Here is a 14,018-nt window from a genome sequence, read left to right on the forward strand (position 1 = left end):
GTTCATGGCCCCCTAGGCTGTCACTGTGAACATTTCCTCCGCGCTTGACCTGGCGGCATCCCAGCCGCTGCCGTTGCTGATTTTGGATTTTGACGGCACCGTTTGCCTGGGTGACGGGCCGGTCCTGGCGTATGCCGACGCCGTGGCCCATTTCCTCCCGGACACCGCAACCCCGGCATTCCGGGACGGGCTGGACGCCTTCCTGGCGCACGACCCGGCGGCGGCACAGTTCAAGGACGGCTATGCGGCCGTTGCCGCACTCGCCGAAGGCCTGGTGGATGCGCAAGCGCTCAACCGGGCCTATGCGCAAAGCCGGCAGCGGCTCGCCGCCGGCCAGGTGGAAATTTCCACACCGCCCGGGCTGGCCGATTTCCTGGCCGGCCTGGCCGGACGTGCGCACCGCATGGTGTTGACCAATGCCCCGCTGGAGGGCGTCGGCGAAAGCCTGGCCGCCCTGGGGTTGGCCGGCACCATTGACGGCATTGTTCCGGATGCCGGCAAGCCGGCCGGTTTCATCCATCTGCTTCCGAAACTGTTGGCGGGCCGCCCGCCGCGGGAGCTGATGAGCGTCGGGGACGTGTGGGTCAACGACATCGAGCCCCCCGCACGCCACGGCTGCGCCACAGCCTTCATCGACCGTTTTAACCACCGCACGGGGGACGCCGCTTTGCGCGAGCCGCGTTTTGAGCTGCTGTACCCCGGCATCACCGAGTGGGCCGCCGATCCGGCAGCCTTTACCATCACCCATCCCGGCACGTCCCCTTCCCTCCCAGAAAAGGCACAACTGTGATTTCCACTCGCATCAAGCTCTCAGCGTTCGCCACGCTCGCCCTGGCCGGAGCCCTTGCCCTGTCGTCCTGCGGCGTCAGCCAGGATGCCGCCGATTCCGCCTCCGGTGGCGCCGATTCGGCCGCCGTGTGCACGGGGGCCAACGATTCCTCGGCCGCAGCACCCACCAAATTGACCCTGGCCCTGGTGCCCTCCGGTGACGCCAAAAAGCTCGTGGACACCGTCAAGCCGTTGGAAACCGCCCTCAGCTCGCGGTTGGGCATTCCCGTCCAGGGCGTCATCACCGAGGATTACCAGGCGGCCGTGGAGGCGATCGGCGCAAACCAGGCACAAATCGGCATGCTTCCCTCGCTGCAGATGAGCCAGGCGTGCGACAAGTACGGCGCCGTCCCGGCCCTGCAGACCGTCCGCAAGGGCAAGTCCAGCTACGCGGCCCAGATGTTCACGAACAACCCGGGCAAGTACTGCACGGACAAGCCGGCCCCGGGCCCCAACGGCATGCTGTACTGCAACGGCACGGCCTCCGGCAACGGCCCCGCCGGACTTGACCAGGTCGCCAAGATCAAGGGCGCCACAGTGGCCATGCTCTCCCCCGCGTCCCCGGCAGGCTACATCTTCCCGGTGGCCGCCATGAAGACCGCCGGCCTCACCCTGGACGACGTCTCCCCCATCAAGGTCACCGCCAACGACGCCTCCGTCCTGGCTGTGGAAAAGGGCGACGCCGAGGTGGGCTTCAGCTACTGGGACGCCCGTGAGGTGGTCGCCTCCGACACCCCCGACGTCGGCAACAAGGTGGTCGTTTTTGCGCTGACCGACGAGATCCCCAACGACGGCATGTCGATCTCCAGCAAGCTCAGCCCCGAATGGCAGAAAAAGGTCAGTGACGCCATGCTCGACTATGCCGGAACACCGGACGGCGTCAAGGCTCTCACCGCCATCTACCAGATCACCGGCATGAAGGCCGCAGACCCGGCGAGCCTGAAGAAGACCCAGGCGGCAGCCCACTCCATCGGCCTGGGCTAATCCACCAGCCCTGCCCACTAGAAAGCGATCATGATGGCAAGCACCGGGGCGGATATCCGCTTTGACGACGTAACAGTGACCTACCCGAACGGCTATACCGGCCTGAAAGGGGTCAACCTCAGCATTCCCGCCGGTGAAATGGTGGGCATAGTGGGGCTCTCCGGAGCGGGAAAATCCACCCTGGTGCGAACCATCAACGGGCTGGTGCCGCTGAGCAGCGGCCGGATCACGGTGGGCAGCCACCAACTGTCCGGCCGCGGCGGGGCCCAGCTGCGCGGCCGTGAATTGCGCGAACTGCGCTCCAACGTGGGCATGGTCTTCCAAAGCTTCAACCTGGCCAAGCGCACCACCGTCATCAACAACGTTCTCATGGGCAGGCTGTACCACTCCCCCGCCTGGCGGACCCTGCTCGGCGCGTGGAAGAACGACGACGTCGAGCTCGCCCTGAGTGCGCTGGAACGGGTGGAGATTGTGCCCAAGGCCTATGAAAAGGCCTCCAGCCTCTCCGGCGGGCAGCAGCAGCGTGTGGCGATTGCCCGCACGCTGGCGCAGCGGCCCAAGGTCATCCTGGCCGACGAACCCGTCGCCTCGCTGGACCCGCCCACCTCCCATGTGGTCATGCGGGACCTGCAGCGCATCAACGCCGAGCTCGGCATCACCGTGGTGGTCAACCTGCACTTCCTGGACCTGGCCCGCCGCTACAGCGACCGGCTCATCGGCCTGCGCGCCGGCGAGGTGGTCTTTGACGGACCCGGCGCCGACGCCGACGAATCCGTCTTCGAGAACATCTACGGCCGCTCCCTGACGGCCGAGGACGTCCTGGACGCAAGGCCGCAACTATGAGCGCCGCCGCTACACCGGCCACGCCGGTCGGCCACCCCGGCGGGCAGGCACGCCCCACCAAGCCGCGCCATGGCGCACAGGTGGGTGCCGCCGTCGTCGTCCTGGCCGGCATCACCCTCTGGGCGGGAATCGGCGTGCGGATCGACCTGCCCGCCATCTGGACGAACTGGCACAACGCGACCGCCAACATCGTCCAGTTGCTCCAGCCCGATTACGGCTTCTTCCCCAAGACCATCCCGGCCCTGTTGGAGACCCTGCAGATGGCGGTCATCGCCACCGCTGCGGGCTCGGCGGTGTCCCTCCCGCTGGCGTTCCTGGCGTCCCGGGCCACCAACCCGCGGTCGGGGCTGCTGCGCGGGGTGCGCCTGGTGATGAACATGGTCCGCAGCGTCCCTGACATCCTCTATGCCGCCATCCTGGTGGCCGTGGTGGGCGTGGGCGCGCTGTCCGGCATCATGGCCTTGTTCATGTTCAACATCGGCATCATCGTCAAGCTGGTCTCGGAGGCTCTGGACGGCGAGGACGCCGGCGCCCAGGAGGCGGCACTTGCCGCCGGCGCCAGCTGGCCCCAGGCCAGCCGGGCGGCCATGCTGCCGCAAATCCTGCCCAGTTTCGCCTCGCAGGTCCTGTACACCTTTGAGCTGAACATCCGCGCCTCCACCGTGATCGGCCTGGTCGGCGCGGGCGGCCTGGGCATCCTCATTGACAACGTCCGCAGCTTCTTCAGGTACCACGAACTGTCCATGATCATCCTGGAAATCCTGCTCCTGGTGCTGGTCCTGGAGTCCGTCTCATCCTGGCTGCGAAAGAAGCTGGTGTGAGATGACAGAGTTGAAAACCCGTTATTCCGCCCCGTCCCTGCGACCGGTCAAACCGACCCACCGGCTGCGCACCACGTTGTGGCTGCTCCTGAGCCTGGTCATCGTGGCCGCGTTCTGGTCGGTCAAGATCAAATGGTCGGCGCTTGCCGACTTCCCGTCCCAGCTGGCCAAGTACATTGGGCTGATGCTCCTCCCGCCGGACTGGAGCAAGTTCGGCGAGGCACTGGGCGCCACGATCCTGTCCGTCCAGATGGCGTGGATCGGCACCGTGCTGGGCGTCATCATTTCCCTGCCGCTGAGTTTCCTGGCGTCGCGCGGGTTGGCACCCAGGGCGGTGAACGCACCGCTGCGGCTGGTGTTCGCCGTGATCCGCGCCGTTCCGGAGGTGGTCATCGCAATCCTCATCCTGTCCGTGACCGGGCTGACCCCGTTTACCGGGGCGTTGGCTTTGGCCGTGGGCTCGGTCGGCACGCTCGGCAAGTGGGGGTACGAGGCCTTCGAAGGCGTGGACCCGGGCCCCAAGGAGGCCGTCCGTTCCACCGGCGGCAACACGCTGGCACTGATCCGCTGGGGCGTGTGGCCGTCCGCCGCCCCGGAGGTGTTCTCCTTTTGGCTCTACCGTTTTGAGATCAATGTGCGCGCCTCCGCCATCCTTGGCCTGATCGGTGCGGGCGGCATCGGCAAGATGCTCCAGGACAACGTGCAGTTCCGCAATTGGGACGCGGTGGGCATGCTGCTGATCGTGGTCGTGGTGGTCACCATGGGCATCGACCAGGTCTCCGGCGCCGTGCGGACCAAGCTCATCCACGGCCGCTGGCGGGCTCCGAAGGCCGCCCGATGAGCGGGCTGCGGATCCTGCACCTCAGTGATTCCCACCTGACCGGAGACGGCACCCTCCACTCGGGCCTGGTGGACACCGTGGCTGCGTTCCGGCTCACCCTGGCCGCGTTTGAGAATGCCGGACCGCTGGATCTGGTGGTGCTGTCCGGCGACGTGTCCGACGACGGGTCCCCGGCGTCGTACCGCACCCTGCGCACGCTTACGGAAGGCTTCGCCGCCCGCCACGGCGCCGTTGCCGTCTACGTCATGGGAAACCACGACGAACGCACCGGTTTCCGGGAGGTCCTGGGCAACGGCCACCCGGGCGGCGAGACGACGCAGTGCGCCGGACCCGTCACGGGCGTCACCGAGGTGGCCGGGTACCGGGTGCTGACCCTCGACAGTTCCGTCCCGGGCCGCAGCCACGGCTTCCTGGACGGCGCGCAGCTTGACCGGCTGAGCGCCGAACTCGCCGTTGATTCGCCCCGGGGTTCCATCGTGGTGGTCCACCATCCCCCGGTACCGCCGGTGACGGCCCTGCATCACGGGATTGAACTGCAAAACCCCGCCGAGCTGGCCGACGCCCTGGCCGGCAGCGATGTGGTGGCCGTCCTCAGCGGCCACTACCATCACCCCATGAGTGATTTCCTGCAGGTGGGCGCGAACGCCGTGCCGGTGGTGGTGGCGCCGGGCATCGTCAACGGCAACGCCGTGCTGGCCGGCCCCGGCCGCGAACGGGCGGTCGCCGGAAGCGGCGGAACGCTCATCACCCTCCGGCCCGGCCCGGGCGGCCGCCCCCTGGTGCGCGCCCTGCCCGTAACCGTTCCGCTGCCCGCGGAGATCGCCCCGGCGGTAATCTTTGACCTGGACCCCGCCGCAGTGGCCGCGATCTCCGCACGGATCAGCGCACGCCCGCCCGCCGCACCATCTGCCCACCAAAGGACTTCACCGTGATCGACCACAGCCCGGGCCAGGTCCTGGCCCGCATCCGTTCCGTCCAGCCGTCGCTGCTGCCGGCCGAACAAGCCGTCGCCGCGGCCCTGCTGGAGCATGCCGAACAAATTGTGGAGCTCTCCTCGCAGCAGCTCGCGGAACTGGCCGGGGCCTCCCGGGCCACGGTGGTGCGGACGTGCCAAAGCCTGGGATATTCCGGCTACCAGCAGCTGCGCGTCCTGCTGGCCCGGGATGCTGGGTACGCCGCCACGCCGGACAAGCCGGCCGGGGTTGGTCCCGCGGGCATGGTGGTAGACACCTTCACCCAGGTGGGCCGCGCCGTCGCCTCCATGACGGCCCTCCTGGACCCGGACGCCGTGGCGGGAACCGTCAAGGCGACCGCGGCGGCCCGCCGCATGTTGGTGGTGGGGAACGGACTCTCCGCCCCCTTGGCCCAGGATATGGCCGCCCGGCTGAGCGCCATCGGCCGCCCAGCGGAATCCCCCGTTGATGTCATCGGCCAGCAAATTGCGGCCCGGCTGTTGGGCCCCGAAGACCTGTTGCTGATCATCAGCGGCAGCGGTGCCAACAGTTCCACGCTTCGGGTGGCCCAGGCCGCCTTGGACGCCGGCGCCACCCTGGTGGTCATCACGGCGTTTGCCAGGTCCCCGCTGGCCGCCCTGGCCCGGTATTCCCTGGTGGTGGGAATGGGTGAGCTGAGCTTCCGCGAGGAGGTCACCGTCACCACCCGCATCCCGCAAACCATCCTGATGGAGGGGCTCATTGCCGCGCTGACCGAGGAGCTGGGGAGCCGGGCGGCAGAGGCCAAGGCGCTGGCGCTGGAGGTCATCAGTGCCAATGTTGGTGAGTAAGCGCACATTCCACCCCCTCAACAGGAGGTAGGATGTCCTCATGACTGTGAGCCCATACCGCCTTGCCCGTGTCCGCCCCCTCGACGCCGCGGCGGCCCCGCTGCCGGAACAATTCTTTGTCCGCAACGACGCCGTGGATTTTGACGGCGCCGACGGCCGGGTCTGGACGATCGTGACCACCCCGTTCCCCACGTCAGCGGGTAACCAAAACAGCCCCGAACGCGAAGGCTGGCAGGTGGGCGGGACCGTCGGTGAAGACCAGTTTACGTTCCTGGCTCCCTGCGCACCTGCCAACGTCTTTGGCATGGCCCACAACACGGGTGCGCCGGGACGGGCCCTGCCGGCACAGGCGTTCCACAAGGCGGCAAGCTCCGTCATCGGCCCCGGCGAGGCCATCAAACTCAGCCCCGGCGTGGGGTACGTGGACCCCGAAGCCGAACTGACCGTCGTCGTCGGACTCGCCGCACGCAACCTGACCCTGGAGACGGCCCGCAGCGCCATCCTGGGTTTCACGATCGGCAACGACGTCTCGGCCCGCGATGCCCAGCGCAGCGATGAGCTGTGGATCAGCGCCAAGAGCCCCGACACCTTCACCCCGCTGGGGCCGTGGATCGTGGTGGGCCTGGACGACGCCGGCGTTGCCATCAGCATCGTGCACAACGGCACCGAGCTGGCCGCAGCCTCCAGCGACGATCTTGGCTGGGGCGTCGATGAGATCATGGTGTACCTGAGCGGATTCATGACGCTCCAACCCGGCGACGTCATCCTGACCGGCTTCCCGGCCGAATGCCGCCAAATCACCCCGGGCGACGTGGTGGTGTGCCGGGTGGGCGGAATCGGGGACCTCCGCAACCCGGTGGTGGCGGGCGAGTAAGACGCGCCCGCGGCACGGCGAACTCACAGCAAACGCACACCCCGCTTTTTGGTGTGCACCAAGGGCAGGTGGCAAGATTGGTTACCTATGGCAACCGCAACTCCGGCCGAACCAGCAGCCCTCAATCCAGTGCCCGGCACTGAGGCCAAGGGAGCACCACCCGTGAGAAAGTCACCGGTGTGGCTCCGCTACCCCGTTTTGGCCGCACAGTTGCGTGGATTCGGCATCGTGGCGATCATTTGCACCGTCACGTCCATGGCCATGTACGCCGGTTTGCGTCCGGCCCTGGGCACCCAATGGGCCAACGCCATATCCCTGGTTTTGTGCTCGTTCCTGAACACGGAGCTGAACAGGCGTTTCAGCTTCGGCGTCAGCGGGCGGCAATTTTGGTGGCGCGACCAGCGTCGCGGCCTGTGGATCATGATCCTGGCGTTGGGCATCACCAGCGGCAGCCTGTGGCTGCTGGAAGTGATCGCCCCGCACGCCTCAATCGTGGTGGAGTTGGCCGTGATCGTCCTGGGCAACGTGTTGTCCGCCGTGACCCGGTTCCTGATGCTGCGCTATTGGATCTTCCGGCGGCTGCGCAAAGCAGGCGACTGAGCAGGCTGGCCGCTAGGCGGAATGCGAGTACGTGAGGCAGTCGGCGTTGTCGGCGCCGGGACCCACCCGGACCTCGCTGGCACCACACATCAAGTGATCGTTGTGGACGCACTCGGTGCGCTGGCAGGCCCCCACTGACGCCAAAACCTTGGGCAGTCCGCCGTGGACGCCGGTGTCGATGAAGGTGGCGCACTGGGCGTGGTCGGAGTTCCCGCCAATCGTGATCCCGCTGGCACCGCAGTGCGTGTGGTCATTGAAGGAACAGTTGGCAACGGCGCATTCGGTGACGGGGACGGTGACAGTCATGTTGGGCTCCTCCGCTGGGTTTTCCGGGCCGGACCGGCCCGCTTAAACCCACCCTACGCCCGCCCGGCGCCAACTAATTAGTGCCGGTTTTATGCCGTATTTAGGCCCCCGCCGGCCCGTGTCAGCGTTGCGCGCCCAGTTTCCGCACCCGCTCGACGGCCGCCACCAGTTCGTCCGCGGCACCATCCAACTGCGCGGCCGTGACGTCCGCGCCAAAGCTGAACCGCAGCGCCGTCTGGGCAACGCCGCGTGCCACGCCCATGGCCGTCAAGACGGCGGACGGTTCGTCGCTGCCGGCCGCGCAGGCGGAGCCCGAGGAACAGATGACGTCCCGCCGTTCCAGTTCCAACAGCACGGATTCGCCGCTGGTGCCCGGGAAGCAAAAGGAGGCAACCGACGGCAGCCGCCGTGTGCGGTGCCCCGTCAGGACGGCGTCGGGAATCCTGACCAGCACCGTGGCGATAAAGTCCTCCCGCAGTGCCGTGACACGTTCGACGGCGGCGCCCCGGCCCGCTTCCCCGAGCCGCAGCGCTGTTGCGAGGGCCACGGCAAAGGCGACGTTTTCGGTGCCCGAACGCAGCCCGAGTTCCTGCCCGCCGCCATGGATCAGCGGCTCAATCTGCACACCCGAAGAGACGTACAGCAGCCCCACGCCCTTCGGGGCCCCAAGTTTGTGCCCGGACAGGCTCATGGCGGCCACGCCGAGCCGGGCCGGGGCAAGCTCCAGCCAGCCGCCTGCCTGGACGGCGTCCGTGTGCAGCGGCACCCCTGCCGCCGTGGCCAGGGCGGCCAATGCCGGGATGTCCTGGACCGTGCCCACCTCGTTGTTGGCGTACATGACCGAGGCGACGGCAACGTCGCCGCCGGCCAGCAGCTGCGCAAACGTGGCCGGTTCGAGAAGGCCGTCGGCGTCCACGGGGACCACGTCGACAGCAAAACCGTGGACGCGGCGCAGGAAGTCCGCGGAATCGGCAATGGCCGGGTGCTCGATCGCGCTGATGACCACCCTGGTGCGGCGCGGATCGGCCTCCCGACGGGCCAGCGCGATGCCCTTCAATGCCAGATTGTCGGCCTCGGTGCCGCCGGAGGTGAACACGAGCTCCTCGGCGTGGCAGCCCAAGACGGCGGCGGCCTCCTGCCGGGCCGCGGCCAGCGCCGTGGCGGCCGCCTCGCCGAGTTCGTGATGGCTGGAGGGGTTGCCGAACTGGTTCGTCAGGAACGGGAACATGGCCTCGATGACCTCACGCCGGACCGGCGTGGTGGCTGCGGCGTCCAGGAAGATCATCCGGCTCAGGCCTCGATCGCGATGTCCAGGCCGAGGTCCAGGGCACGGACGCTGTGGGTCAGCGCGCCTACGGAGATGATGTCCACGCCCGTGGCGGCGATCGCGCCAATCGTGGAGAGGTTCACATTGCCGCTGGCCTCCACCAGGGCCCGGCCGTTGACCATGGCCACACCCACCACCAGTTCCTCGTTGCTGAAGTTGTCCAGCATGATCGTGTCCACGCCGGCCGCGAGCACGGGTTCAATCTGCTCGATCCTGTCCACCTCGACCTCAAAGTGGACGGTGTGCGGCAGTTGGGCCCGCACGCTCTGCAGCGCCGCGGTCAGCTTGGCCGGGTCGCCGCCGGTGAGCACGGCCAGGTGGTTGTCCTTGGCCAGCACGGCGTCGGAGAGCGAGAACCGGTGGTTGTGGCCGCCGCCGCAGCGCACCGCGTAGCGTTCAAGCACGCGCAGCCCGGGGGTGGTTTTCCGGGTGTCGGTGACGCGGGCGTTGGTGCCTTCGAGCGTCTTGACGTACTCGGCGGTTTGGGTGGCGATGGCGCTCATGCGCTGGGTCAGGTTCAGCGCAATCCGCTCGGCCGTCAGGACACCGCGTGCCAGTCCCGTGACGGACATGAGCCGCTGCCCGGCACTGAACGCCGTGCCGTCGGCCACGAGTTGCTCAACCCTTGCGGCGGGGTCGGTCATCGTCATGGCAGCCGTGAACACGTCGCCGCCGGAGAAGATCCCCGGTTCGCGGGCCACAAGCCATGCCGTGGCCACGGCGGAGGCCGGCAGCAGGGTCGCCGAGGTGATGTCGCCGTACGGTGCGTCCTCCACAAAGGCGTTGCGCAGAATGTTCTCCACAACAGCCGGGGGCAGGGTTGGCAGGACGATTTCGCTGCTGTGGACTGAGGGGACAAGTTCGACGGCGTTCATACTGTTTCGCTTTCAAGAACGGGAAGGCTGGTGGGAATGTGGGTGAATTCACCGGGGAGCGAGGCAACCCAGGCGGCCGTGCGCCGCCCGCCCGGAACGGCGGCCGTGGCCGTGGTTGGCTCCGTAGTTGACGCCGTAGCCGGCGGGTAGTCACTGCGGTAGTGCGCTCCCACGGATTCGGTGCGGGCGAGTGCGGCGTGAACCAGCAGTTCGGCAACCAGGCGGAGATTTTCCAGCTCCGCCCCGGCCTGGAGGGTGGCAGGATCTTCGGCCGGGCGCTCCCCGGCGATCCATGGATCGCCGGGGAGCGCCGACTGCGAGCGCCAGGCGGCAAGTTGTCCGGCGGCTTTTTGCAGGCCGGTCCGGTCGCGGACCACGCCGGCGTACTCGCCCATGAGCCTGCGCAGCGACTCCCGGTTGAGAGGTTCAGTGGTGCTCTGGTGCCCCGTTCCGGCAAGGTCCAGGGTGGCTGCCTGTGTCACGGCAGGGGCGGGTACTGGGGCGTGGGCGCCGTCCCCGCCGGCCTGGGTGTCGGCCACGAAGGACTGCACGGCTCGCCGGCCAAAGACGAGGCCCTCCAGCAGCGAGTTCGATGCCAGCCGGTTGGCGCCGTGGACGCCGGTGCATGCGACCTCACCGGCGGCGTAGAGCCCGGGCAGGGAGGTTTGTGCGTCGAGGTGGGTGGCCACGCCGCCCATCCAGTAGTGCGCGGCCGGGGCAACCGGCAGCCATTGGCGGGTCCAGTCGAAGCCCAGCTCGCGGGTCTTGGCATCGATCGTGGGGAAGCGCCGGGCCAGGTAGCCCGCTCCGTGGGCCGCCTCGACGCCCGTGGCATCCAGGAACAGGGTGCCGCCCGGGAGGGAGCTGGCGCCTGGGCCGGTGCGGGCCAGGTGGGCTGCCATGCTGCGGGAGACGACGTCCCTGGGGGCGAGGTCTCCGTCGAGGTGGTAGCCGGTCATGAACGCGTTGCCGGCGCCGTCGCGCAGGACGGCCCCGGCGCCGCGAACGGCTTCGGAGATCAGGAAATTCTCGCCAACGGCGAGGGCTGTGGGGTGGAATTGGAAGAACTCAAGATCGGCCACCACGGCCCCTGCCCGCCAGGCTGCGGCCAAACCGTCGGCCGTGGCAACGGACGGGTTCGTCGTGTGCTCAAACAGTTGTCCCGCTCCCCCGCTGGCCAGCAGGACGGCATCGGCGCCCAGCCGTTCCCGGCCGCCGCCATGGAGCAGTTCCACCCCGGTGACGCGGCCGTGGCTGAGCACCAGGTCCTGGACAAAGGTGTTTTCCAGGATGCGGATCGTGCCCAATTGCTCGGCGCAGCGCACGGAGCGGATCAGCCCGTCGGCGATGGCCGCACCCGTGGCGTCCCCGCCCGCGTGGAGGATGCGGGCCGCCGAATGGGCGCCCTCGAGCCCCAGGGAGCGTCGCCCGGTGTCCGGGTCCTTGTCGAAGACAACGCCGAACCGTTCAAGGGCAAGAATGTCCGCACCGGCTTCGGCACAGAGGACGCGTACGGCCTCCGGATCGCACTGGCCCGCACCGGCGGCCAGGGTGTCGGCCACGTGCGCGGCGACGCTGTCGCCGGGTGCCGATTCATCGGCACCCAGCACGGCGCATATGCCGCCCTGCGCAAAGTGCGTGTTGCTGGCTGCCAACACGCCCTTGGTCACGAGGGTGACGCGCAGTCCGGCCTCGGCCGCCAGCAGGCTGGCGAACAGTCCGGCAATGCCGCTGCCCACCACCACCAGGTGCGAATTGCGGGTCGTCATGCGACCGACACTCCCACTGGGGCTGCGGTCCGCGCCGCACGCGGCTTGGCGGCCAGCATCCGCTCCAACGCCACCCGGGCGTTGACCGCCGTGGCCTCGGGGACAGTGATCTGGTTCAGGACCTCCCCGCGCAGCAGGCCCTCCAGGACCCAGGCGAGGTACCCGGGGTGGATGCGGTACATCGTGGAGCAGGGGCAGATCACCGGGTCCAGGCAGAAGATGGTGTGCTGCGGGTATTGGGCGGCCAGCCGGTTGACCATGTTGATCTCGGTGCCGATGGCAAAGGTGCTGCCGGCCGGTGCCGCCTCGACGGCCTTGAGGATGTAGTCGGTGGAGCCGGCTTCATCTGCGGCGTCCACCACCTCCATGGGGCATTCGGGGTGCACGATCACCCGTACGTCCGGGAAGTCCGCGCGTGCCTGCTCGATCTGGGCCACGGTGAAGCGCTTGTGCACGGAGCAGAATCCCTGCCACAGCACCACCCTGGCGTCCTCCATGACGGCGGTGTCGTTTCCGCCCAGCGGCATGCGGGGGTTCCACAGCGGCATCTGCTCCAGCGGGATCCCCATGGCCTTTGCCGTGTTACGGCCCAGGTGCTGGTCGGGGAAGAACAGGACGCGCTGGCCGCGGTCAAACGCCCAGTCCAGGACGGTGGCCGCGTTGGAGGAGGTGCAGACAATGCCGCCGTGCTCGCCGCAGAACGCTTTCAGGGCCGCGGAGGAGTTCATGTAGGTCACCGGAATGACGGGGACGCGGCCGTCGGCATCGGGCTCGGCGCCGTAGAGGTCCTCCAGTTGCGCCCAGCAGGCCTCCACGGACGGGAGGTCGGCCATGTCGGCCATGGAGCAGCCGGCCGCCAGGTTCGGCAGGATTACCGACTGGTGCGGGCCGGAGAGCATGTCGGCCGTCTCGGCCATGAAGTGCACGCCGCAAAACACGATCGCCTCGGCCGTGTCACGGGTTTTCGCGGCGTTGGCCAATTGGAAGGAGTCGCCGACGAAGTCGGCAAACTCAACCACCTCATCACGCTGGTAAAAGTGGCCAAGGATCACCACACGGTCGCCCAGTTCCGCCTTGGCCGCGATGATGCGAGCGGTGAGGTCGTCGTCGGAGGCGTCCTTGTATTCCTGCGGCAGCTGGCCCTGGCGGGGCGTTGCGGCGGGGGCGACGTCCGCGTCGGAGGCGCCGGGGCCATAGCCGGGGGTGCCGGCCAGCGCCTCCGCAAGGTCGAACTCCCACGGACCCTTGGACAGTTCAGTGCTACAGCTTTCCTGGGCCCGTCCGGGCTTGCCTGCGCGTTCGGCTTCCTCGCGGGTGATGAGCTGGATGGTGGTGTTCACTGATGACATGGCATGCTCCGTTGGGGTGACAAGGGTCTAAACGCTGATGGGGTGTGGGGTGGGCGCTTCCGGCGCCGCGAACTACGGGACGGGGGAATCCCGCGCCGTCGTGCCGGTGTAGCGGTAGAGCCGGGGAGGGCGGTGCTTTCCACCCTGCAGGTACTCCTCGGTGGCCTCGATGTTCGCCCCCTGCTTGAGCTGGCGCCGGAAATTCGCCGGATCCAGGGTGCGGTCAAGAACCGCCTCATACACCTCGCGCACCTGGGCCAGCGTGAACTTTTCGCCCAGTAGGTGGTACGCGATGCTGCCGTACGTCATCTTGTTGCGCAACCGCCACAAGGCGTAGTCGACAATCTCGTTGTGGTCGAAGGCCAGGTCCATCAACCCGTCGGCCCGGAACCACTTCACGTTTTCCGATTCCTGGGCCAGGGCGGCCTGGGTGGATTGGACCATGGCCCAATAGACAATGGAGACCACGCGCTGGCTGGGCGAACGGTGGAGGCCGCCGAAGGCGTACAACTGCTCCAGGTAGTTCGGCGCCAGGCCCGTGGTTTCCCGAAGATTCCGGGCCGCGGCGTCCTGCAGCGATTCCGCCTGGGTCAGGGGCCCGCCGGGCAGCGCCCACTGGTCCTTGAACGGTTCGCGGATGCGGCGCACCAGGGGCAGCCACAACGTGGGACGGCCGCTGGACGCGCTGGGGCGGAGGGTGAAGATGACGGTTGAAATGGCAAGGGACGGCGGCTGCGCAAGGCGCTCGCTGACATTGGCCGCACTCACAAAAGGTTGCCGTTCCATGGATTCACCAGCTCCCGCCGTTAGTTAGGGTC

15 protein-coding genes are annotated in these 14,018 nt (G+C 68.1%); 9 read left to right on the forward strand and 6 right to left on the reverse strand.

Annotated elements, in window-relative coordinates; all coding sequences use genetic code 11:
* Positions 1 to 25: 25 nt before the first annotated feature.
* The 9 genes from AL755_RS15375 to AL755_RS15415 all read left to right on the forward strand — a co-directional run bounded on the left by AL755_RS15375 (position 26) and on the right by AL755_RS15415 (position 7,574).
* Entirely contained in the window at positions 26 to 790 is a 765-nt protein-coding gene (locus AL755_RS15375) for an HAD family hydrolase (RefSeq protein WP_054011747.1), read from the forward strand.
* Positions 787 to 1,812, forward strand: coding sequence for a phosphate/phosphite/phosphonate ABC transporter substrate-binding protein (phnD, locus tag AL755_RS15380; protein ID WP_054011748.1), 1,026 nt, complete (start codon positions 787 to 789; stop codon positions 1,810 to 1,812). Before AL755_RS15375 ends, phnD begins: the two co-directional genes overlap by 4 nt.
* Positions 1,813 to 1,842: 30 nt before the next feature.
* On the forward strand, positions 1,843 to 2,655 hold the full coding sequence (gene phnC / locus AL755_RS15385) for a phosphonate ABC transporter ATP-binding protein (protein WP_054011749.1): 813 nt from the start codon (positions 1,843 to 1,845) through the stop codon (positions 2,653 to 2,655).
* Positions 2,652 to 3,476, forward strand: coding sequence for a phosphonate ABC transporter, permease protein PhnE (gene phnE, locus AL755_RS15390; RefSeq protein ID WP_054011750.1), 825 nt, complete (start codon positions 2,652 to 2,654; stop codon positions 3,474 to 3,476). The genes phnC and phnE (AL755_RS15390) overlap by 4 nt, the downstream gene beginning before the upstream one ends.
* A gap of 1 nt (position 3,477) precedes the next feature.
* A complete protein-coding gene (gene phnE / locus AL755_RS15395) occupies positions 3,478 to 4,317 on the forward strand; it encodes a phosphonate ABC transporter, permease protein PhnE (RefSeq protein ID WP_054011751.1) in 840 nt (279 codons plus the stop codon).
* The gene (locus tag AL755_RS15400; protein WP_054011752.1) at positions 4,314 to 5,249 is read left to right on the forward strand and encodes a metallophosphoesterase; all 936 of its coding nucleotides are present in this window, start codon (positions 4,314 to 4,316) and stop codon (positions 5,247 to 5,249) included. The genes phnE (AL755_RS15395) and AL755_RS15400 overlap by 4 nt, the downstream gene beginning before the upstream one ends.
* Positions 5,246 to 6,100 carry a MurR/RpiR family transcriptional regulator gene (locus AL755_RS15405; protein ID WP_054011753.1) on the forward strand — a complete coding sequence of 285 codons (855 nt, stop codon included), beginning with the start codon at positions 5,246 to 5,248 and terminating at the stop codon, positions 6,098 to 6,100. The genes AL755_RS15400 and AL755_RS15405 overlap by 4 nt, the downstream gene beginning before the upstream one ends.
* 40 nt (positions 6,101 to 6,140) lie before the next feature.
* Positions 6,141 to 6,974: a fumarylacetoacetate hydrolase family protein gene (locus AL755_RS15410; protein WP_054011754.1), complete on the forward strand. Its 834-nt coding sequence runs from the start codon at positions 6,141 to 6,143 to the stop codon at positions 6,972 to 6,974.
* 162 nt (positions 6,975 to 7,136) lie between these two features.
* Complete coding sequence (locus AL755_RS15415; RefSeq protein WP_160318918.1) at positions 7,137 to 7,574, forward strand: GtrA family protein; 438 nt, start codon at positions 7,137 to 7,139, stop codon at positions 7,572 to 7,574.
* Positions 7,575 to 7,586: 12 nt separating this feature from the next.
* Here AL755_RS15415 and AL755_RS15420 read toward each other — a convergent pair whose 3' ends face one another.
* The 6 genes from AL755_RS15420 to AL755_RS15445 all read right to left on the reverse strand — a co-directional run bounded on the left by AL755_RS15420 (position 7,587) and on the right by AL755_RS15445 (position 13,986).
* Positions 7,587 to 7,880 (reverse strand): DUF1540 domain-containing protein, encoded by a 294-nt coding sequence (locus AL755_RS15420; protein ID WP_054011756.1) that lies wholly within the window; start codon positions 7,878 to 7,880, stop codon positions 7,587 to 7,589.
* Between the two features lie 121 nt (positions 7,881 to 8,001).
* The gene (locus tag AL755_RS15425; RefSeq protein WP_054011757.1) at positions 8,002 to 9,165 is read right to left on the reverse strand and encodes a cysteine desulfurase family protein; all 1,164 of its coding nucleotides are present in this window, start codon (positions 9,163 to 9,165) and stop codon (positions 8,002 to 8,004) included.
* Between the two features lie 5 nt (positions 9,166 to 9,170).
* Entirely contained in the window at positions 9,171 to 10,082 is a 912-nt protein-coding gene (nadC, locus tag AL755_RS15430; protein WP_054011758.1) for a carboxylating nicotinate-nucleotide diphosphorylase, read from the reverse strand.
* The gene (nadB, locus tag AL755_RS15435; RefSeq protein ID WP_082369345.1) at positions 10,079 to 11,851 is read right to left on the reverse strand and encodes an L-aspartate oxidase; all 1,773 of its coding nucleotides are present in this window, start codon (positions 11,849 to 11,851) and stop codon (positions 10,079 to 10,081) included. The genes nadC and nadB overlap by 4 nt, the downstream gene beginning before the upstream one ends.
* Positions 11,848 to 13,200: a quinolinate synthase NadA gene (nadA, locus tag AL755_RS15440; RefSeq protein WP_054011759.1), complete on the reverse strand. Its 1,353-nt coding sequence runs from the start codon at positions 13,198 to 13,200 to the stop codon at positions 11,848 to 11,850. Before nadA ends, nadB begins: the two co-directional genes overlap by 4 nt.
* 72 nt (positions 13,201 to 13,272) lie before the next feature.
* Positions 13,273 to 13,986, reverse strand: a complete 714-nt coding sequence (locus AL755_RS15445) for an NUDIX hydrolase (protein ID WP_054011760.1) — start codon at positions 13,984 to 13,986, stop codon at positions 13,273 to 13,275.
* Between the last annotated feature and the right edge of the window lie 32 nt (positions 13,987 to 14,018).

Source organism: Arthrobacter sp. ERGS1:01 (assembly GCF_001281315.1).
Classification (GTDB): Bacteria; Actinomycetota; Actinomycetes; order Actinomycetales; family Micrococcaceae; genus Specibacter.

Coding starts and splice junctions, on each gene's coding strand:
- AL755_RS15420 (WP_054011756.1), bottom strand. CDS start 7,880: ATGACTGTCACCGTCCCCGTCACCGAATGCGCCGTTGCCAACTGTTCC.
- AL755_RS15445 (WP_054011760.1), bottom strand. CDS start 13,986: ATGGAACGGCAACCTTTTGTGAGTGCGGCCAATGTCAGCGAGCGCCTT.
- phnC (WP_054011749.1), top strand. CDS start 1,843: ATGATGGCAAGCACCGGGGCGGATATCCGCTTTGACGACGTAACAGTG.
- nadA (WP_054011759.1), bottom strand. CDS start 13,200: ATGTCATCAGTGAACACCACCATCCAGCTCATCACCCGCGAGGAAGCC.
- nadB (WP_082369345.1), bottom strand. CDS start 11,851: ATGACGACCCGCAATTCGCACCTGGTGGTGGTGGGCAGCGGCATTGCC.
- AL755_RS15410 (WP_054011754.1), top strand. CDS start 6,141: ATGACTGTGAGCCCATACCGCCTTGCCCGTGTCCGCCCCCTCGACGCC.
- AL755_RS15425 (WP_054011757.1), bottom strand. CDS start 9,165: ATGATCTTCCTGGACGCCGCAGCCACCACGCCGGTCCGGCGTGAGGTC.
- AL755_RS15400 (WP_054011752.1), top strand. CDS start 4,314: ATGAGCGGGCTGCGGATCCTGCACCTCAGTGATTCCCACCTGACCGGA.
- nadC (WP_054011758.1), bottom strand. CDS start 10,082: ATGAACGCCGTCGAACTTGTCCCCTCAGTCCACAGCAGCGAAATCGTC.
- phnE (WP_054011751.1), top strand. CDS start 3,478: ATGACAGAGTTGAAAACCCGTTATTCCGCCCCGTCCCTGCGACCGGTC.
- phnE (WP_054011750.1), top strand. CDS start 2,652: ATGAGCGCCGCCGCTACACCGGCCACGCCGGTCGGCCACCCCGGCGGG.